Source organism: Acidimicrobiales bacterium, from assembly GCA_035531755.1.
GTDB lineage: Bacteria > Actinomycetota > Acidimicrobiia > Acidimicrobiales > UBA8190 > DATKSK01.
Genome location: DATKSK010000003.1, coordinates 101,388 through 120,573, shown reverse-complemented (window position 1 = coordinate 120,573; position 19,186 = coordinate 101,388). Strand labels below are relative to the sequence as shown.

General features: G+C 76.0%; 21 protein-coding genes. 3 read left to right on the top strand and 18 right to left on the bottom strand.

Annotated elements, in window-relative coordinates; all coding sequences use genetic code 11:
• The first annotated feature begins 166 nt into the window (after positions 1 to 166).
• Both VMV22_00975 and VMV22_00970 read left to right on the top strand, forming a co-directional pair.
• Positions 167 to 1,003: a sulfite exporter TauE/SafE family protein gene (locus VMV22_00975; GenBank protein ID HUY20890.1), complete on the top strand. Its 837-nt coding sequence runs from the start codon at positions 167 to 169 to the stop codon at positions 1,001 to 1,003.
• Positions 1,000 to 1,446, top strand: coding sequence for a DUF1634 domain-containing protein (locus VMV22_00970; GenBank protein HUY20889.1), 447 nt, complete (start codon positions 1,000 to 1,002; stop codon positions 1,444 to 1,446). Before VMV22_00975 ends, VMV22_00970 begins: the two co-directional genes overlap by 4 nt.
• A 71-nt stretch (positions 1,447 to 1,517) precedes the next feature.
• Here the strand turns inward: VMV22_00970 and VMV22_00965 are convergent, their stop codons facing one another.
• The 9 genes from VMV22_00965 to VMV22_00925 form a co-directional block, all read right to left on the bottom strand.
• Positions 1,518 to 2,246 (bottom strand): hypothetical protein, encoded by a 729-nt coding sequence (locus tag VMV22_00965; protein ID HUY20888.1) that lies wholly within the window; start codon positions 2,244 to 2,246, stop codon positions 1,518 to 1,520.
• Positions 2,243 to 2,779, bottom strand: coding sequence for an HNH endonuclease (locus VMV22_00960; GenBank protein HUY20887.1), 537 nt, complete (start codon positions 2,777 to 2,779; stop codon positions 2,243 to 2,245). The genes VMV22_00965 and VMV22_00960 overlap by 4 nt, the downstream gene beginning before the upstream one ends.
• An 88-nt stretch (positions 2,780 to 2,867) precedes the next feature.
• Positions 2,868 to 3,176 (bottom strand): hypothetical protein, encoded by a 309-nt coding sequence (locus VMV22_00955; protein ID HUY20886.1) that lies wholly within the window; start codon positions 3,174 to 3,176, stop codon positions 2,868 to 2,870.
• The gene (locus VMV22_00950; GenBank protein ID HUY20885.1) at positions 3,173 to 4,075 is read right to left on the bottom strand and encodes an ROK family protein; all 903 of its coding nucleotides are present in this window, start codon (positions 4,073 to 4,075) and stop codon (positions 3,173 to 3,175) included. Before VMV22_00950 ends, VMV22_00955 begins: the two co-directional genes overlap by 4 nt.
• Positions 4,076 to 4,187: 112 nt before the next feature.
• Complete coding sequence (locus VMV22_00945; GenBank protein HUY20884.1) at positions 4,188 to 4,562, bottom strand: DUF3040 domain-containing protein; 375 nt, start codon at positions 4,560 to 4,562, stop codon at positions 4,188 to 4,190.
• A 211-nt stretch (positions 4,563 to 4,773) separates the two neighbouring features.
• The gene (dinB, locus tag VMV22_00940; protein HUY20883.1) at positions 4,774 to 6,132 is read right to left on the bottom strand and encodes a DNA polymerase IV; all 1,359 of its coding nucleotides are present in this window, start codon (positions 6,130 to 6,132) and stop codon (positions 4,774 to 4,776) included.
• Positions 6,125 to 6,835: a PIG-L deacetylase family protein gene (locus VMV22_00935; protein ID HUY20882.1), complete on the bottom strand. Its 711-nt coding sequence runs from the start codon at positions 6,833 to 6,835 to the stop codon at positions 6,125 to 6,127. The genes dinB and VMV22_00935 overlap by 8 nt, the downstream gene beginning before the upstream one ends.
• Positions 6,836 to 6,839: 4 nt before the next feature.
• Positions 6,840 to 7,310 (bottom strand): transcriptional regulator NrdR, encoded by a 471-nt coding sequence (nrdR, locus tag VMV22_00930; protein HUY20881.1) that lies wholly within the window; start codon positions 7,308 to 7,310, stop codon positions 6,840 to 6,842.
• Between the two features lie 33 nt (positions 7,311 to 7,343).
• Positions 7,344 to 7,652, bottom strand: coding sequence for a LysM peptidoglycan-binding domain-containing protein (locus tag VMV22_00925; protein ID HUY20880.1), 309 nt, complete (start codon positions 7,650 to 7,652; stop codon positions 7,344 to 7,346).
• A 534-nt stretch (positions 7,653 to 8,186) separates the two neighbouring features.
• Between VMV22_00925 and lexA the strand changes: the two genes are divergently transcribed.
• Positions 8,187 to 8,816: a transcriptional repressor LexA gene (gene lexA, locus VMV22_00920; protein ID HUY20879.1), complete on the top strand. Its 630-nt coding sequence runs from the start codon at positions 8,187 to 8,189 to the stop codon at positions 8,814 to 8,816.
• A 37-nt stretch (positions 8,817 to 8,853) separates the two neighbouring features.
• Here lexA and dapE read toward each other — a convergent pair whose 3' ends face one another.
• The 9 genes from dapE to VMV22_00875 form a co-directional block, all read right to left on the bottom strand.
• On the bottom strand, positions 8,854 to 9,966 hold the full coding sequence (dapE, locus tag VMV22_00915; GenBank protein HUY20878.1) for a succinyl-diaminopimelate desuccinylase: 1,113 nt from the start codon (positions 9,964 to 9,966) through the stop codon (positions 8,854 to 8,856).
• Positions 9,967 to 9,988: 22 nt separating this feature from the next.
• The gene (locus VMV22_00910; protein HUY20877.1) at positions 9,989 to 10,813 is read right to left on the bottom strand and encodes a 2,3,4,5-tetrahydropyridine-2,6-dicarboxylate N-succinyltransferase; all 825 of its coding nucleotides are present in this window, start codon (positions 10,811 to 10,813) and stop codon (positions 9,989 to 9,991) included.
• A gap of 9 nt (positions 10,814 to 10,822) precedes the next feature.
• The gene (locus VMV22_00905) at positions 10,823 to 12,073 is read right to left on the bottom strand and encodes an aminotransferase class I/II-fold pyridoxal phosphate-dependent enzyme (protein HUY20876.1); all 1,251 of its coding nucleotides are present in this window, start codon (positions 12,071 to 12,073) and stop codon (positions 10,823 to 10,825) included.
• Positions 12,070 to 13,332 (bottom strand): GTPase HflX, encoded by a 1,263-nt coding sequence (gene hflX / locus VMV22_00900; protein ID HUY20875.1) that lies wholly within the window; start codon positions 13,330 to 13,332, stop codon positions 12,070 to 12,072. Before hflX ends, VMV22_00905 begins: the two co-directional genes overlap by 4 nt.
• Entirely contained in the window at positions 13,329 to 14,291 is a 963-nt protein-coding gene (dapF, locus tag VMV22_00895) for a diaminopimelate epimerase (GenBank protein HUY20874.1), read from the bottom strand. Before dapF ends, hflX begins: the two co-directional genes overlap by 4 nt.
• Entirely contained in the window at positions 14,288 to 15,235 is a 948-nt protein-coding gene (gene miaA, locus VMV22_00890) for a tRNA (adenosine(37)-N6)-dimethylallyltransferase MiaA (protein ID HUY20873.1), read from the bottom strand. Before miaA ends, dapF begins: the two co-directional genes overlap by 4 nt.
• Positions 15,236 to 15,241: 6 nt before the next feature.
• The gene (gene miaB / locus VMV22_00885; GenBank protein ID HUY20872.1) at positions 15,242 to 16,630 is read right to left on the bottom strand and encodes a tRNA (N6-isopentenyl adenosine(37)-C2)-methylthiotransferase MiaB; all 1,389 of its coding nucleotides are present in this window, start codon (positions 16,628 to 16,630) and stop codon (positions 15,242 to 15,244) included.
• Positions 16,631 to 16,639: 9 nt separating this feature from the next.
• Positions 16,640 to 17,497 carry a homoserine kinase gene (gene thrB / locus VMV22_00880; protein ID HUY20871.1) on the bottom strand — a complete coding sequence of 286 codons (858 nt, stop codon included), beginning with the start codon at positions 17,495 to 17,497 and terminating at the stop codon, positions 16,640 to 16,642.
• Positions 17,498 to 17,605: 108 nt separating this feature from the next.
• The gene (locus VMV22_00875; protein ID HUY20870.1) at positions 17,606 to 19,183 is read right to left on the bottom strand and encodes a hypothetical protein; all 1,578 of its coding nucleotides are present in this window, start codon (positions 19,181 to 19,183) and stop codon (positions 17,606 to 17,608) included.
• Positions 19,184 to 19,186: the final 3 nt, after the last annotated feature.

Below are 19,186 nucleotides of genomic sequence, written 5' to 3'. Positions count from 1 at the left end.
TGCCAACCCACCCCACGGCGCGCCACCCTCGCCCGGTCCCCCCGCCATCGCCCACCGCTGTCGCCCACCGCTGTCGCCGGCCGCCCCGCGGCGCACGGACCGGGCCGCCCCGGGCCCACGAGCCGGCCACGCCGGGCGTACCGCCCCGGATGCGTAATCTCGGGCGGTGACCCCGATCGAGCTGTCGCTCGTCCTGCTCGCCGTGGGGGTCGCCGCCGGGGGCCTCGGCGCGCTGCTCGGGCTCGGTGGCGGGTTCATCGTCGTGCCCGCGCTGACGTTGGTGTTCGGCGTCAACATCCGACTGGCCATCGGCGCGTCGATCGTGGCGGTGATCGCCACGTCGAGCGGCGCCGCGGTGGCGTACGTGCGCGAGCACATGGCCAACATGCGCGTCGGCATGTTCCTCGAGCTCGCCACGACGACGGGCGCGGTCACGGGCGCACTGGTCGGCTCGCTGCTCGTGCCGCGCGTCCTCTACATCGTCTTCGCGATCGTCCTCGTGTTGTCGGGCGTCGCCGTGGCGCGGCGCAAGCGCCTGGAGGACCGGCCGCCACCCCCACCCGACGCGCTCGCCGATCGGCTCGGGCTCCACGGCTCGTACCCGGACGCGTCACGCGGACGCGTCGTGTCGTACCGCGTGGCGCGCTCCAAGGCCGGGCTTGCGCTCATGTACGTCGCGGGCGCGGTGAGCGGGCTCCTCGGCGTGGGATCGGGAGTGCTCAAGGTCCCGGCCATGGACCTCGCCATGGGGCTGCCGATCAAGGTCTCCACCGCCACGAGCAACTTCATGATCGGCGTCACCGCCGCCGCCTCTGCCGGGGTCTACTTCGCGCGCGGCGACATCGACCCGCTCATCACCGCCCCGGTGGCCGTGGGCGTCCTGGTGGGCGCGTTGGTCGGCTCGCGCGTGCTGACCGGCATGGACCCGCGGCGCCTGCGACTCCTCTTCGCCGTGGTGGTGCTGGTCGTCGCCGTCGACATGGTGGTGAAGGGCGTCGCATGACGACGAACGACGGGACCGGCGCCGGGGTGGGAGCCGCCACCGATCCGGCCGCCACCGCCATGGGCGGCATCGAGGCGGCGGTGGCGGCGGTGCTGCGGGTGGGCGTCGTGGGCAGCTGCCTCGTCATCGCCGCGGGGTCCGTGGTCACGGTGACGGCGGCGTCGACACGCCAGGCGGCGCGCCGCTCGCTGGCGGAGATGCGCCGCGGGGTCCTGCACCCGGCCGCCCTGCGCTTCCCCCACACCGTCGGGGCGGTCGCGCGCGGCGTGGGGCACGGCAACGGACCGTCGATCGTGATGCTCGGCGTCCTCCTGCTCATCGCCACGCCGGTGTTCCGCGTGGCGGTCGGCGCCGTCGGCTTCGCCCTGCAGCGGGACGGGGCGTTCGTGGTGATCACCGTGGCGGTGCTGGCCGTCCTGCTGGCGTCCTTCGCGTTGGGCTAGGCCGTCGCGCCGCCGGAGCGCCGAAGCACCGGGCCGTGCGCCGACGCCGCCGCGAACCGCCAGGCGCGCCGTCAGGGCAGCGACGCCACGAAGGCCTCCTCCACCGACGTCACGATCTCCTCGTCGGTGGACTCCCGCCAGGGGCCGGGCAGGACGGCGCGCAGTCCGGTGGCGAGGGTGGCGAGCTCGCGCTCGGCGCGCCCCGCCCCCTCGGGCCCGAGCGCCAGGAGCTCCGTCACCGACGACGGCTGCCAGGTGAGCGGCACCAGCGAGTGCAGGCGGGCGCCGGCGCGCACCCGCCGCTGGGCGATGCCCACCAGCTTGGCGCCGTGGGCGGTCACCTCCCCCGGCCCGAGCCCGGCGAAGCACACGAGCCCGCCCCAGTCCGAGCGCGTGGCCCGGCCCGTGTGCACCTGCAGGCCCACCACGCCCAACGCGCCGAGCGCGCGGGCCCACGCCTCTCCCAGCCAGCGCGAGGACCGCACCACGTCGTCGTCCCACAGCACGTCGTCACGGGGCAGCCACACGTCGATCCACACCTGGGCGCCGGGCGCCACCACGACCGCCCCACCCCCCGAGCCGCGGCGGACGACGTCGGTGCCGCGCGCCGCGGCGCGCGCCGTGTCGACCACGTCGGGGCCCTGGGTGCTGCCCAGCACGATGGCGGGGCCGGCGAGCACCGAGCACGGCGCCACGACGCGCCCCGTCCGCAGCGGCGCCGCCGGCCACGGCTCGTGCAGGGCGTGGGCCGTCCCGGCACGCGGCTGCACCGACCATCCGCCCCCGCGGGGGACGGTCACGCGGTGAGGGACTGCTCGCCGAGGTAGGGCGCCCATTCGTCACGCGCGCCTCCGCTCATGGCGAGCAGCCAGACGCGCTGGCGAGGGGCGGACGGTTGGGTGCGCAGGACCAGGCCCACCTCGTGCGGCAGGCGGTCCTCCTTGCGGGTGTTGCAGCGGCGGCAGGCGGCCACGACGTTGTCCCAGGCGTGCAGGCCGCCCCGGCTGCGCGGCATGACGTGGTCGATGCTCTCGGCCGCCAGCCCGCAGTACTGGCAGCGGTGGCCGTCGCGGGCGAACACCGTGCGCCTGTTCACCGCCACCGTCCGGTCATGGGGAACCCGGACATAGCGGGCGAGGCGCACGATCGAGGGCTCCGGGAAGGCGGTGCGCTCGGAGCGGAAGACCTGCTCGGTGGCGTGGACCAGCTCGGCCTTGGTGGCGAGCACGAGGAGCAGTGCGCGGCGCGTGGAGACGAGCCCGAGCGGCTCGAAGGTGGCGTTGAGCACGAGGGCTCGGTTCGCCCCCTTGGCGCCGGCTTCCCTGGCCAACATCACGACGAGGCTACCCCGGGCCCGCGACGATCGCCCCGGCAGACGGCGCCCGACTGACGGCGCCCGACTGACGGCGCTGCGCCGCCCCTCAGCGCCGGCGCCACCGTCCCATGCGGCCGCACCAGGTCAGGAACGACACCACGTCCTGTGCGTCAGGAGTCGTGTCCCCGGCCCCGCCGTAGGCGGTCTCCATGCGGAACCTCCACAGCGCATCGTCGGGCAGGGGCACCGGCGGCCACCGACGCCACCATCCCGGCGCCGCCAGCCGCGCCACCTCGGCCACGGCCGACGGCCACAGCCACGGCCGCACCGCCACCACGGACAGGACGACGGTGGCCGCCCGGGTGGCGGGGCTCGTGGCCGGGCGGGCTCCTCCCACGGCGGTCCCGGCCGTCACGACGCCTCCGCCGGTCCCCGGTCGGCCTGTCGCCAGCCGACGGCGCCGGCCCCGACGAGCGGGCCGGCGGCGCCGAGCCCGCTCGGGACGATGCTGGCGCCGGCGGTGAACGACAGCTGCGCCCGGTCGCGCAGCTCGGCCTTGGCGGCCGCGAAGAACGGCGCCCCGAAGCCGAGGGCCACCGAGCCGCCGACCACGGCGAGGTCGACGTCGAGCAGGCTCACCACGGAGGCGACGGCCCGACCGACGAGGCGACCGGTGCGCGCCACGACGTCGGGGGTGGCGTCGGTCGCCGGCCGCCCGGTGATCGCCGCGATGGCGGTGCCCGAGGCCTCCGCTTCGAGGCATCCCTGTGCCCCGCACCCGCAATGCCGGCCGTCGGGCTCGACGATCACGTGGCCGACATGGCCGGCGTTGCCCGACGCGCCGTCGAGGAGACGGCCGTCGACGACGACGCCCCCGCCGACTCCGGTGGACACCACCATGGCGATGAAGTCGCGGTGCTGTCTGGCTGCGCCGGTCCACCCTTCGCCGAGCGCGAACGCCTTGGCGTCGTTGTCCAAGGCGACGACCAGGCCGGTGAGCCGCTCGAGGCGGGCGCGCAGCGGGAACTCCCGCCAGGCCGGGATGTTGAGGGGCGACACGGTGCCGGCGACGAGGTCCATGGGGCCGCCGCACCCCACGCCGCACGCCACGGGCGCGGCGCCGTCGCCCGTCCCCTGGACCGCGGGGTCGTCCAGCAGCGCGCCGACGAGCCCGGCCAGAACGCCGAAGAGCTCGTCGGCGTCGCCGGTGGCCGGTGTGGGCACCCGCTTCGCGCCGAGCAGCTCGCCGTCACGGGCGACGAGCCCGGCCGCCAGCTTGGTGCCCCCGATGTCGATCGCCAGGCACAGCTCCACGAAGCGGCACCCTACCGTCGGCGGGCCCCGCGGCACCGCACCGTCGGCGGGCCCGCGGCACCGCACCGTCGGCGCACCGTGCGGCACAGCCGTCGGCCCCGGGTCAGGCGCGCTACCGGTTGCGGCGGAAGCGGTCCCGCATCCAGCTGCGGGTGTCGCTCACGGCGTGGCCGATGCCGTCGGCGCGCAACGAGCGGCCGATGTCCTCCCACCCCGCCTTGCCCATCCGACGGACGTTGGTCCAGAAGGTGACGAGGGAGGCGAACATGATGAGGACCCCGAGGAAGCCCAGGAACACCGAAGTCGTGAAGAACGCGAGCATGACGGCCAGGCCGACGACGAATCCGGCGACCGACCACTTCAGGTAGCGGCCCGCGTAGCGGTAGACGCTCTCCGAGCGGACGCGGTCGGCGAAGGCCGGGTCCTGTTGGTACAACGCCTGCTCCAGTTCCTGGAGCACGCGTTGCTCATGCTCGGAGAGTGGCACGCTCACCCCCTTCCGGCCGCGTCGTGACGTGGCGTGCAAAGCTCAATCTTAGGCACGGACGGCAGGCCTGACAACGGCGCCCGGGGTGTTCTCGGGCCGGGTCCTGCGCGCCCGAGGCACCTCCGAGGCACAGACGCCCCGGGCGGCGACCCCACGCGGGGAGCTCGTGGGCCGTCGACGAACGTGGCGGCCGACGCCCGTGGGGCGTCACTCACCGGCCCTCTCCGTCCTCGGGCAGCTCCTCGCCCGGTCCCCACTGGGTGTCGCCCCGCTGCTTGACGACCAGCCCGTGCCGTCCCACCAGGGCCGCCGGCCCCACCGAGGCGTGGCCGTAGCGGGCCCGGATCCCCGACACCGCGGCCTCGACCTCCCGCCAGGCGGGATGCCGGGCGTCGGCCGGCGCCGGGTCGGAGGGTGCGGGTCCGTCCTCGAAGGAGAGCTGCAGGCCCGGCGCGCCGCCCTCGACGAGCGCCGACACCGACACCCCGAGGAGGCGGACTCCCACCGACACCTCGACCAGGTCGAGGAGGGCCCCGGCGACGGCCCCGAGCACGCGGGGGGAGTCGACGGGCGCGCCCACCGTGTGCGAGCGGGTGACGGTGGACCGGTCGCCGAAGCGGACCTTGACCGTCACCGTCCTCCCACCGAGGCCCGCCTCCCGCAGGCGCGTGCCGACGGCGTCGGCCATGCGCACCACATGGCGGTGCAGGTCCGCGTGGCTGTGGAGGTCGACCGCGAAGGTCTCCTCGTGACCGACCGACTTGACGGCGCGGCTCGGCACCACCGGTCGGTGGTCGTCGCCGCGGGCGAGGGCGGCCAGGAGCCGTCCGTTGGCCTCGCCCACCGACCGGCACAGTGAATCGGCGGGGAGGCGGGCGAGGTCGCCGACGGTGACGACCCCGAGCCCCTCGAGGCGGCGGGCGGTGGCGGGCCCCACGCCCCACAGGGCACGCACGGGCAGGGGATGGAGGAACGCCAGCTCGTCGGCGGGCAGCACCGTGACGACGCCCGGGCCGGGCCGGGGCCCGGACGGGGACGGCACCGGCTTGGCGGCGCGCGACGCCAGCTTGGCCAGCACCTTGGTGCGGGCCACGCCCACCGCACAGTCCATGTGCAGGTCGTTGCGCACGTCCCGGCGAATGGCGTGGGCGATGTCGCAGGGCTCCCCGAGGAGCCGGCGCGCCCCGGCCACGTCCAGGAACGCCTCGTCGAGGGCGATGCCCTCCACCACCGGCGAGAAGCGGCGGAGCACGGCGTGCAACTGCTCGCTCACCTCTGTGTACCGCCCGAAGCGGCCCGACAGGAACACCGCGTCCGGGCATCGCCGCCTGGCCTCCACCGAGGGCATGGCGGAATGGATCCCGTAGGCGCGCGCCTCGTAGGTGCACGACGCCACCACCCCGCGAGCGCCGGCGCCGCCGACGATCACCGGCCGCCCCGCGAGCAACGGGTCGTCGAGGACCTCCACGGACGCGAAGAAGGAGTCCATGTCCACGTGCAGGACGGTGCACGCCCTGGCGTCGGGCACGTCCTGCCCGCCGAGGGGTTCGGGGCCGGGGCGCTCAGCCACCGAGCCGCAAGCGACGGAAGCCCTCGGCGTAGGCGACACCGGCGCGGCGCCCGTCCTCCACGGCGCGCTCGCGCACGGCGCGACGCGCCCACTCACCACTTTCGGCGAACTGGCTGCGGTGACACGAGACGGCGGCCGCCTTGTCGTCGATGGTGGCGGTCACGTCCACCCACACCGTGGGCTCGAGGGTTCCCGACAGCAGGGCCGTCTCCACCTGGTGGGCGGGTCCGGCCTCCGGGAAGTAGTGCGGCAGCGCCGCCGCCGGCGACAGGGCGTCGAGGAGCGCGAACCCCGTCGTGCGGTGGTCGCGGTGGTTGAAATAGTCCTCCCCGAAGAACACCGCGGTGGGGTCCGGTCCGAGCACGGTCAGCGGTCGGAGCCGGCGCACCCAGGCCACCAGGGCGCCCCGGAAGGGCGCGTCGTCCACCAACTCGCCGTCGGGGTACCCGAGAAAGTGCTGACCGGCGAGGCCCAGCACGGCGGCCGCCTCCGCCGCCTCACCGGTGCGCCGGACGGCCAGCGCTCCAGGGTCCTCGGCGGGGTCCGCGCTCCCCTTGTCCCCGTTGGTGCAGATGAGGACGTGCACCTCGGCACCCGCCCTCGCCCAGCGGGCCAGCGTCCCCCCGCACGACACGTCGGGGTCGTCGGGATGCGCGTAGACGGCGAGCACCATCCCCGGCACCGCGTCGAGCAGCTCCGCCACGCAGTCAGGTCCGGCGCTTGGGCTCGGTGGTCTTGGTCAGCAGGCCCACCTCGCGCTGGAAGTCCCCCAGGTCCTCGAATCCCTTGTAGACGGACGCGAACCGCAGGTAGGCCACGTCGTCCACGTCGCGCAGGCGCTCCAGGACGGCCAGACCGATCTGCTGGCTGGTCACCTCGGCCCCGGCACCCCGCAGCGACTCCTCGACTTGCTGGGCGATCTCCTCGAGCTTCTCTTCGCTGACCGGACGGTTCTTGGTGGCGGCGCGCACGCCCGCCACGACCTTGGCGCGATCGAAGGGCTCCCGCAGCCCGCTGCGCTTGACCACCCACAACGGCGACTCTTCGAGGCGTTCGTAGGTGGTGAACCTCCGGTTGCACGACAGGCACTCACGGCGGCGACGGATGGCGACGCCGTCCTCGGCGAGGCGCGAGTCGACGACCTTGTCCTCGAGACTCTGACACCACGGACACCGCACCGGTCCCACCGTAGTGCCGCTCTCTCCGAGCGGTCAGGGAAGGACGACGTGCTCCCCGGGGACCACGGTGTCACCGCCCACCTCGGCGGCGAGCTGCGCCACCAGCGGCCGGGGATCGCCGGACGGGTCGAGTCGTTCGGCGATCGACCACAGCGTGTCCCCCGGCTGGACGACGTAGCCGGTGTGGTGGGCGACCGCTCCCCCCGCCCGGGCGGGACCGGAGGTGGCGAGGGGCTGGCCCCCGGCACCGCCCCAGGGCAGGGCGAGGGCGGCGATCAGGCCCGCCGCCACCGTCCCGAGGAGGACCCGCCGGCGCCGGACCGCGGCGCTCGGCCGGGTCACTCCGACTCCGGTGGTGCACCCGGCGCGCGTGGGACGCGCCGGGTGGCACCGGACCTCGGCCTCGGGGATGTGAAGCGGCCGGCACGGTCCCGACAGCCCTACCGGCGGGACGGACGACCCGGGCCACGACGGCATCGCCACCGGACCACCGGACCCCTGACGCCGCCCTGCCGGGACCGGTGCCAGGGCCAGGGCCGTCACGACGGCCACCCGACCCGACCGGTCGAACGCATGTTCGTCATCGCGTCATGACACCACGAACAGGTGTTCGTGTCAAGGGGGAGCCGGTACGCCCCGGGCCGGCGCGCCCGGGGCGGCCGCCGTCGTCGTGCTGATCGATCCACGCCGGCATCGTGACAGGGGGCTGTGACACCGCCCACCCGGGCCGTGGCGCCCGGACCGGCGAACAGGTGTTTGCCCCCGGCGGCCCGTCGGGGTACGGTGTCACGAACTGGTGTTCGGTGCGCTCGGGCGCGCCCCGTGAGGTCGGCGGTGGCTCGCACTCCCGAGCACGGTCCCGTGAGGAGACGGCACATGGCGGAGGCGTTGACGGGCAAGCGGCTCGAGATCCTCGAGTTCATCGGCAACAGCCTGCGCGAACGCGGCTATCCGCCGTCGGTACGCGAGATCGGCGAGGCCGTCGGCCTGACGTCGTCGTCCACGGTCCACGCCCACCTGGCGGTGCTCCAGCGCGAGGGCTACCTGCGCCGGGACCCGACCAAACCCCGTGCCATGGAAGTGCGCTTCGACCCCTCCTCGCGGGCCGCCATGGCGGCCCGGCCCGTGCGGCACGTGCCCCTGCTGGGAGACGTGGCGGCCGGCACCGGGGTGCTCGCCAGCGAGAACGTGGAGGAACTGCTCCCCTTGCCCGAGGACTTCACGGGAACCGGATCGGTGTTCATGCTGCGCGTGCGGGGCGACTCCATGATCGAGGCGGGCATCTTCGACGGCGACTACGTCGTCGTGCGCCAGCAGCCCGACGCCGAGAACGGCGACGTGGTGGTGGCCGGCATCCCCGGCGACGAGGCCACGGTCAAGACGTTCGCCCGCCGCCGCGCGAAGATCGTGCTCTCCCCCGCCAACAGCGCGTTGTCCCCCATGGAGTTCGGCCGCGACGAGGTGACGGTCTACGGGCGCGTCGTCACGGTGCTGCGCCGGCTCTGACCGGGCGCCACCCGATCACCCGGTCGCCGGCGCGCCGTCACGGCCTCGGCCGTCGCCTTCCGGGCGGCCCCGACGGGGATCGGCCGGCAGCGTCCAGCATGGTGGCCAGGACGTCACGCGCCTGCTCGAGCTGGTGGCGCGACACGCGCTCGTCGGGCGTGTGGGCGAGGAGCGGGTCCCCGGGGCCGAAGTTCGTGGCGGCCACGCCGATCTCGCCGAAGGTGGCCACGTCGGTCCACCCGACCTTGGCCCGCGGGGGGGTCCCCGTGGCCGCCACCAGGGCGGCCAGGACCGGGTGGCCGAGCGCCGGCGGCGCGCCGGGGGCGGCGTCCACCACCTCGAACGAGTCACCGGCGGCCGCGTCCACGCCCGGGCCGAGCAGTGCCAGCAGGCCCGCGGTGGCGGCCGCGGTGTCGCGGTCGGGGGCGAAGCGGTAGTTCACGGTGAGCGTGGCCCGATCGGGGACGACGTTCCCGGCGACACCGCCCTCGACACCCACCGCCTGGAGCTGTTCGGTGTACTCGCAGCCGTCGAGCACCACGCTCCGGGGCTCGTAGCGCGCCAGCGCGTCGAGGAACGGGGAGAGCCTGTGCACGGCGTTGACACCCGTCCACGGCCTCGCCGTGTGCGCCCGCCGGCCGCCGATCGAGACGACGGCGCGCATCGTCCCCTGGCACCCCGCCTCCACGACACCGCCGGTGGGCTCGCCCAGGACGGCGGCGTCGGCGGCCAACAGATCGGGACGCGTCGCCGCCAGGCGACCGAGGCCGCTGTGCCGGCGCTCCACCTCCTCGCAGCTGTAGAGCACGTACGTCACGTCGACGCCGGGCTCGGCGACCGACCGGGCCAGGTCGAGGAGCACGGCCAGCCCGCCTTTCATGTCCACCGCGCCCAGGCCCCACAGCACGTCGCCCTCGACGCGTGGTCCCCCGTCACCGAAGGGTGGCACGGTGTCGAGGTGGCCGGCGAGCACGACGCGCCGCTCCCGGCCGAGCCGCGTGCGGGCCACCACCGTGTCCCCGACCCGGTCGACCTCGAGGTGCGCGCCGGCGCGCAGCTCGGCCTCCACGCGGTCGGCCAGCACGGCCTCGTGGTGGCTCACCGAGGGGATGGCGACGAGCTCCGCCGCCAGGGCGAGCAGGTCGGTCACGTCGGGCCCGTGGCTCGGCCGGTCAGGTGGCGACCTGGTGCTCGCGCAGCACCGCCTCGAGCTTGGCCTTGTCGTGGCGCTCGCCGGGCTCGAGCCGCCTGATCACGAGGACACAGGGCAGGAAGAACTCCCCACCGGGGAACTCGCGCCGCCGCGACGCGCTCACGGCCACGCTCCACGGCGGCACCACCCCCCGGCCGAGCTCATCGCCGGTGGCGGCGTCGATCACGGGCATGCCGGGGTTGAGGATCACGCCCTCGCCCAGCACGGCCCCCTCCCCCACGCGGGCGCCCTGGGTCACCATGCTCCGGCTGCCGATCAGGGCGTCGTCGCCGACCATGACGGGCGCGGCGTTGGGCGGCTCGAGCACGCCGCCGATGCCGACACCGCCAGAAAGGTGCACGCGGGCCCCGATCTGCGCGCACGACCCCACCGTCGCCCACGTGTCCACCATGGTCTGCGCCCCCACCCGGGCCCCGATGTTGACGTAGCTCGGCATGAGGATCACGCCGCGGTCGAGGAACGAGCCCCAACGTGCCGAGGCGCCCGGGACGACGCGCACGCCGGCTGCCGCGTAGCCCGTCTTGAGCGGGAGCTTGTCGGCGAACTCGAACGGCCCGAGCTCCGTCGTCTCCATGGCGCGCAGGCGGAACAGCAGGAGTATCGCCGTCTTGAGCCACCCGTGGACGACGACCTCACCCCCGGTGTCGACCTCGGCCACGCGCGCCTCGCCACGGTCGAGGAGCTCGACGGCCTCCGTGACGATCTCGAGGGCGTCGGCGTCGGCCGGGCCGAGCTCGTCCACCCGGGCCCACAGCTCGTCGATCTGGGACGGCAGGTCGGCCATCGCCCGAGGTTACCGGCCCGGCCCGTCGCTTCCGGCGACATCCCGGCGCGCCGCCGCGGCGCGCCCCCCACCGAGCTGCGGGTGGGTGGACGACGCCAGGCGCTGCGCCACGAGCCGGAGCCGGTCGTCGGGCTGGACGGCCGCCACCCGGACGAACCCGGCGGCCCGCTCCCCGTAGAACTCCCCCGGGCTGACGAGGACCCCGCCCGCGTCGGCGAGGGCCTCGGTCAGCACCCAGGCCCCGGGGCGCCCCTCCGCCGCGCCCCGCGCCTGCGCCCACGACGGGACCGGCACCCACAGATAGAACCCGCCGGCGGGCAGGGTGACGTCGAGGCCGGCGGCGCCCAGGGTCCGCGCCAGGAGCTCGAGCCGCCGTCGGTAGCGGGCCCGCTGCTCGTCGACGTGGGCGTCGTCGTCCCAGGCGACCACGGCGGCGGCCTGCACGGGCCCGGGCACCATGAGCCCGGCGTGCTTGCGGACCTCGGAGAGGTACCCGACGACGTCGCCGTCGCCCGCGTAGAAGCCGACGCGCACGCCCGCCATGTTCGAGCGCTTGGACAGCGAGTGGACGGCCACCACGCCCTCGGGGCCGTGCTGCACGACGCTCGCCGGGTCCCCGTCCCAGGTGAACTCGGCGTAGCACTCGTCGGAGAGCACCGGCACGCCGCGCGCCCGGCCCCAGGCGGCCGCCGCCCCGAGGTCGGTGCGCGTGCCCGACGGGTTGGCGGGGCTGTTGACCCACAGGCACAGCGCCCGTTCGGCATCGGCGTCGGCGACGACGGCCAGGTCGAGGCCGCCGCCGTCGACCTCGGGCACCGCCACCAGGCGGCACCCCGCCAGGCGCGCCCCCATGGCGTAGGTGGGGTACGCCACGGCCGGCGCCAGCACGGTGTCGCGGCCCGGTGTGCGCAACCGCAGGAACCACGCCGTCGTGGCCACGAACTCCTTGGTGCCGACGCACGCCGCCACCTGCGCGGGGTCGACGGCGGCACCGAAGCGACGCGCCATCCACGACGCCGACGCCCCGCGCAGCGCCTCGCTGCCGATCGACGCCGGGTACCCACGTTCGGCCCCCGACGTCGCCAACGCCCGCACGACGGCGTCGGGCGGCGCGTCGCAGGGGGTGCCCACCGACAGGTCCACCACGCCGCCGGGGTGGGCGTCGGCCCGCCGCGCCAGCGCCGCCAGGCGGTCGTAGGGGTACGGGGGCGGCGCGAACCCGGCGTCGGCGGGCCCCGTGGCCCCCGGGGTGGTGCTCACGACGCCACGAACTCGCGGAAGCGGGCCCGGCCGGCCTCGTCGAGCACGACGTGGACGACGGTGGCGCCCTCGCCGTGCGACTCCCCCACCACCTCGCCCTCGCGGTGCACGGCGGCCAGCACGTCGCCGCGCTCGAAGGGGACCACGAGCTCGACCACCCGGTCCGCACCCCGCAGGCGGTCCCCCAGGGCGCGCAGCAGCTCGTCGGTCCCCTGGCCCGTGCGGGCCGACAGCACCACCGACCCCGCGTGCGCCGCCGCCACCCGGGCCGCCGCGGCCGGCGCCCGGTCGGCCTTGTTGACGACGAGGAGCTCGGGCACCTCGGCGGCGTCGATCTCCTCGAGCACCGTGCGAACGGCGTCGATCTGCAGCTCGGGCTCGGCCGCCGACGCGTCCACCACGTGCACGAGGAGGTCGGCCTCCCTGACCACCTCGAGGGTCGAGCGGAAGGCCTCGACGAGCTGGTGCGGCAGCTTCCGCACGAAGCCGACGGTGTCGGAGACGAGGACGGTCTCGCCCCCGGGGAGCGACAGGCGGCGCGTGCGCGGGTCGAGGGTCGAGAACAGACGGTCCTCGACCACCACGCCGGCGTCGGTGAGGCGGTTCAGCAGCGTCGACTTCCCGGCGTTGGTGTAGCCCACCAGGCTCACGTCGCGCTGGCGGGACCGCAGCCGCGACCGCCGCTGGGTGCGGCGCGTCGCCGTCACCCGGCGCAGGTCGACCTCGAGGCGCGTCATGCGCCGCAACAGGCGGCGCCGGTCCACCTCGAGCTGGGTCTCACCCGGCCCCCGGGTGCCGATGCCGCCGGCCTGCTGGGAGAACTCGCGCCCCCGGCCCCGCAGCCGCGGCAGGCGGTAGCGCAGCAGGGCCAGCTCGACCTGGGCCTTGCCCTCCTGGGACCGCGCGTTCTGGGCGAAGATGTCGAGGATCACCGCGGTGCGGTCGATGGCCGTGCGGCCCAGCAGCTTCTCCAGGTTCCGCTGCTGTGCGGGGGTCAGCTCGTCGTCGAACACCACCGTGTCGGCGTCGGCGGACTCGGACAGCTCGTGGAGCTCCTCTGCCTTGCCCCGCCCGACGAAGGTGGCCGGGTCGGGCCGGTCGCGGCGTTGCACCACCCGGGCCACGACGTCCGCGCCGGCGGTGCCGACGAGCAGCGCCAGCTCGTCGAGGTCGGCGTCGACGGTCTCCGCCGAGGTCCAGGGGAACACCACGCCCACGAGCACGATGCGCTCGCGGAACCTGCGCTCGATCAGCGTCACGGTCGAGCCGCCACCTCTGTCGCCGCGTCCGCCGGCGCCGCCGGCGTCCCGGCCACGCGCCGCGACGGCGCGTGAAGCGCTGCGACCAACCGCGCCAGGGCCTCGGCGTCCACGGTGACGTCGCCGACCTTCTGCGTGGGGCCGGCGAGGGCGACCTCGTCGCCGCCCACATCGACGTCGAGCACGCCCCCGGGACTGTGGACGCGCACCCGGGGGCCGACCTCGCCGTGGCGGTGCGCGGCGGCCGCCGCCGCGCACGCCCCGGTGCCGCACGCCAAGGTCTCTCCCACGCCCCGCTCCCAGACCCGCATCGTGAGCTCGCCCGGCCGGGGCCCGGGCCACACGAACTCGACGTTGGCCCCGCCCGCCACCGACTGCTCCAGGCGGGGTCCGACGGCGGCCACGACGTCGTCCCCGACGGGCGTGCCGAACAGCACGACATGGGGGTTGCCCATGTCCACCTGCCGGGCCCACCGCACCCCGGGCCGGTCCGTCGCCAGCTCCGGACCGAGGACGGCCGGCCCCATGCCCACGCGGGCGCGGCCCTCGCCGGCCCCGGGGCCGGCTTCGTAGTCCACCGTCCGGGGGCCGCCGAGGGTGAGCACCTGGACCGGACCGGGCGCCACCAGCCCGGCGTCCACGGCCGCCTGCACCATGCAGCGGATGCCGTTCCCGCTCATCTCGGCCACACCGCCGTCGGCGTTGCGCAGGTCCATCGACAGCACGGGGCCCGGCGCACCGGCGCTCGGGCCCGTTCCCGCGCCGGGCCCGGCGTCCGCCACCCGCACGACGCGGATCACGCCGTCGGCCCCGATGCCCCGGTGCCGGTCGCACAGGGCGCGCGCCTCGGCCGCCGACAGGGGCCGTCTGTCGTCGGGGTCCAGGACCACGAGGAAGTCGTTCCCCGCGCCGTGGTGCTTGGAGAGGTGGAGGACGCCACCGGCGTGCATCGCCGTCATTCTCCCACCTCCGAAGCGTCCCACACCCCGAGGAGCTGGGCCGGGGGGTCGTCGTCGGGGTCGAGCCAGTGGATCCGCGGGTCGCGCCGGAACCACGCCCACTGGCGCCGGGCGAACGCCCGGGTCCGACGGATCGCCTCGTCCACGGCCTGGTCGAGGGGGACCCCGTGCTCGACGTGGGCCAGCAGCTCGCGGTAGCCGAGCGCCTGGCGGGCGGTGCGCGACAGCCCGCCGGGGAGCCGGGACAGGGCGCGCACCTCCTCGAGGAGGCCGTCGTCGAGCAGCCGTCGGAAGCGGGCCTCGATGCGGGCGTCGAGCGAGGCCGCGTCGGGGCGCACGCCGACCAGGACGAAGGGCGTGGGCGGGTAGGCCTCGAGCCCGGGGCCGAACGACGAGAACGGCCGGCCCGATCCGAGGGTCACCTCCAGGGCGCGCACCACCCGGCGGTCGTTGCCGGGCTCGGTGCGGGCGGCCGCCACCGGGTCGAGGGCGGCCAGCCGGGCGTACAGGCGCTCCAGCCCCCCGGGCCGGTCAGCCTCCTCCCGGAGCTCGGCAGCCACCGCCGGCCAGCGCCCCGGGACCGCCAGCCGGTCGACCACCGCCCGGAGGTAGAGCCCCGTCCCGCCCACGAGCAGCGCCCGGTGCCCGCGCCCCTCGATCGCCGTCAACGCCGCCCGGGCGGCGTCCTGGAAGCGGCGGACGGTGAACTCCTCGTCGGGGCCGACCAGGTCGAGCAGGTGGTACGGGACCTCGGCCCGCTCCGCCGCGGTGGGCTTGGCCGTGCCGATGTCCATACCCCGGTAGACGCCCATGGAGTCCACCGAGACCAGCTCGGCTTCGGGGCGCCGGCGCGCCAGGTCGAGCGCCAGCGCCGACTTGCCCGACGCCGTCGGGCCCACCAGCGCCACGTGCCGCCGGGCGGCGGTCGCCGGCGGCGGCCGCATCGCGGCCTACCCGGCCGAGACGGGGATCCGGATGCGCCGCCGGGCCGGCGCGGTGACGCCCACCAGGACGCCCCGGAGGTGGTGCGGCGCCGCCTCGCGGACGAGCACCTCGGCGTAGGAACCCTCGGCCGGGGCGCCGGCGGCCGGTGGGGCGAAGTGCACCAGCTTGTTCTGCCGCGTCCGGCCCGTGACCGTCCCGGGGTCGCGCCGGCTCGGCCCCTCCACGAGGACCTCCTCGACACCGCCGATGCGGGCGCGGTGACGCGCCAGGGCGGAGCGCTCCACCACCACGCGCAGGCGCTCGAAGCGCTCGGCCACGACGTCCCCGGGCACGAAGCGGTCGGTCATGGCCGCCGCCCTGGTGCCGGGGCGCGGCGAGAAGATGAACGTGTAGGCGCTGTCGTAGGCGGCCTCGGCGGCCACCTCGAGGGTGCGCTCGAAGTCGTCGTCGGTCTCACCGGGGAACCCCACGATGATGTCGGTGGTGACCGCCAGGTCGTCGACGGCGGCGCGCGCCGCGGCCAGCCGCGACAGGTAGCGCTCGGCGGTGTACCCCCGCCGCATGGCGCTCAGGACGCGGTCGCTGCCCGACTGCAGCGGCAGGTGCAGGTGCTCGCACACCGCCGGTGTCTCGGCCATGGCCGCCATGGTCTCGGGCCGCAGGTCCTTCGGGTGCGGGCTCGTGTACCGCACCCGGCGCACCCCCTCGACGGCCCCCACCGCCCGGAGCAGCGCCGAGAACAACGGGCGCCGGCGTGTGAGGTCGCGGCCGTAGGAGTTGACGTTCTGCCCGAGCAGGGTGACGTCGGTGACGCCGCGCGCCGCCAGCGCGGCCACCTCCGCCACGACGTCGTCGAAGGGCCGGCTCACCTCGGCGCCGCGCACCTGCGGGACGATGCAGAAGGCGCACGAGTTGTCGCAGCCCGTCTGGATGGTGACCCACGCCGCGTAGGTGAGGTCGCGCGCCGCCGACAGTGCGTGGGCGAGCTGGCCGTCGTCGGGCGGCGCGGCCTCGAGGACCTCGACCACGGGCCCCTCCGCGGCGGCCTGGCGGAGCAGGGCCGGCGCCCGCGCCAGGTTGTGGGTGCCGAAGACCACGTCGACGTGCCCGGCGCGCCGACGCAGTGCCTCGCCGTCCTTCTGGGCCAGGCAGCCTCCCACCGCGATCTGCATCCCCGGGCGGCGGTCGCGCAGCGACTTCAGGTGGCCCAGGTGGCCGTAGAGCTTGTTGTCGGCGTTCTCGCGGATGCAGCACGTGTTGAGCACGACGACGTCGGCGTGCTCGGCGTCCGCCGCCGGCTCGAGCCCGTCGGCGATGAGCATCCCCGCCAGCCGCTCGGAGTCGTGCACGTTCATCTGGCAGCCGAACGTGCGGATGTGGAAGGTGCGGGCCATGCCGACGCCTCAGTGAGGCGAGCCCTCGACGATGAGGCCCTCCACATCGGGCCGCAGCAGCAGGGCACGGCCGGGGACCCCGATCTCCTCCATGGCGGCCTCGGCCCCCGAGCGCACCCGCTCGCCGTCCTGGCCGTCGCACAGGCCCAGCAGCGTCGGCCCCGCACCCGACCAGCACGAGGCGAGCGCCCCCGCCGCCACCAGGCGGCCGAGCAGCTGGGGGGCCTCGGGGAACAGGGGGCTGCGGTAGTCCTGGTGCAGGCGGTCCTCGGTCGCCTCCCTGATGAGCAGGGAGCGGTCCGCCAGCCCGGCGAGGAGCAGCGACAGCCGGCCCAGGTTGAAGGTGGCGTCGGTCCGGCCCACCTGTTGGGGCAGGGCCTGGCGGGCCTTGGCCGTGGGCAGCGAGCGGTCGGGCACCATGGCCACGAACACGAGGCCCCCGTCGAGCGGCATGCGCACCGCCCGGACCGCGCCGCGCACCATGGTCGCCGCCACCAGCCCGCCCACGACCGAGGCCGCCGCGTTCTCGGGATGCCCGTCGATGCGGGCAGCCACCCCGAGCGGGTCCTTCGACCCCGCCGCCGCCGCCGCCGCCACGGCGAGCGCGGCCGACGAGCCGAGCCCGCGTGCCACGGGGATGGCGGAGCGGACGGTGATGGCGAGGCGGTCGTGACCGGTCACGTCGATGGCCACGCGGGCCGCCAGGTGCATGGCGTCCTCTTCGAGGTCGGCGCCCTCGCCCTCGGACCGGACCACGAGGCGCGGGGCCGGGTCGACCTCCACCTCGACGTAGAGGTCGAGCGCGAGCGCCAGCACGTCGAAGCCCGGGCCGAGGTTGGCCGCCGAGGCGGGGGCACGGGCACGCATGGCTGCCAGGGTACTCCCTGGCCCTGCGGCCCCCGCCTGCCCGTGCCTGCGGATCCACCGGTCGCGGCCCCCGTCGGGCGGGGTCTCGCCCCGCGCCGCGGGCGCCGGTCAGCGGCGCGCCAGGCGCCAGGCCACGGACGGGCCCCGCAGGCTCCCCGTGACGCGCACCGGGAGCACGGCGCGCTCGCCGCCGACGGACACCGACACCGTCCCCACGCGGCTGCCCGGCGTCAGGCCCGGACGCAGGGAGCGGCGCCACACGTGCACCCGCACCGGCAGGCCCGGCCAGGCGATCACCGACGCGCCGGCGGCGGTGACCGCCGGCACGCCCGCGGGGGACCAGGGAGCGGTCACCGTCCCCACCCGGGTGCCCGGCTCCACGACGTCGACAGTGCGCATCCCCGACGCCACGGCGTCGATGAGTTGCACGTCCACCTGGTTGGCGACTCGCAGCGGGTCGGCCCCGGTCTGTCCGGTCACGGCCGCGAGCACGAGCACCGGGCGGCCGTTGACGGCGCGCTCCCCCGCGAGCACCAGGCACCCCATGGCGGCCTGGGTGAAACCCGACTTGACGCCCACGATGCCGTCGGTCCCGACCGACTGCACGTAGTTGGGGAGGACGCCCGCCACCGGCAGGGTCACCGCCGGTTGGGCGACGACCGCCCCGAACGTCGGCATGGCCATGTCCGCTTCGGTCACCCGTAGCACGTCGGCGGCGTTGCCGGCCGTGCCGGGGTCCAGTCCGCTGGCGTCGGCGTAGTGGGTGTGGGTCATCCCCAGCGCGGCGGCGGTGGCGTTCATCTTGACCACGAAGGCGGGCACCGTCCCGGCGTCCCAGCGCGCCAGGACGTCGGCCAGGTTGTTCGCCGAATGCACCATGAGCCCGTCGAGCATCTGCCGCTCGGTCAGCGCCTCCCCTTCCTCCACGGGCACGGTCGTGGCGCCGGCGGCCGCCTCGACCTGCGCCTCGGCCTGGTCGGCGGCCGTGATCTGCATCTCGGGGCCGTCGTCGCCGGCGGCGAGCGGGTGGTCGTGCAGCGTCAGGTAGGCGGTCATGAGCTTGGCCAGGCTGGCGATGGGCACGGCGGGCTCGGGCCCGGACTGGATCATGAGCCCCAGCGCGGGGACCGCCACCGCCGCCCCGCCCGTGGCGGGCCACGGCAGTGCCGGTGCGCTCCCGCTGACGGGCGAAGCCACGTGCAGGGCGCCGTGCCACGTCGGTGTGGGGGCGGGCCGCGCCAACTGCACCGCGGCAAGCGCCACCACGACGCTCACGAGCACTGCGGGCGCCGCCCACGCCCGGTGCCGGGACCGGCCGGGCAACGCCGGGAGCACCGGGCCGGGCGGGGGGGCGCCGCTGGCGATCACCCCTGCCACTGCGCCGTCGGGTGCCGCCGCGGGTGCCGCGGGTGCGGCGGGTTCCCGGGCCAGCAGGGCGAGGGGTGCCGCCGACGTGCCGACGTCGGCGTGGTCGACGACGCCCGCCTCGAGCCCGTCGCCGTCCGTCACGAGAACGGGCGCAGGCGCTGGCGGCGCGCTGGTGCTGGTGCTGGTGCTGGTGCTGGTGGCGGTGGCGGTGGCGGTGGCGGTGGTTCGAGCGGCGGCGGTGGTCGGGGCGGACGTCCCGCCGTCCGGCTCCGCGGCCGCGTGGGCCCTGCGACTGTGCCGGCCGCTGCGACGGGCCACGGG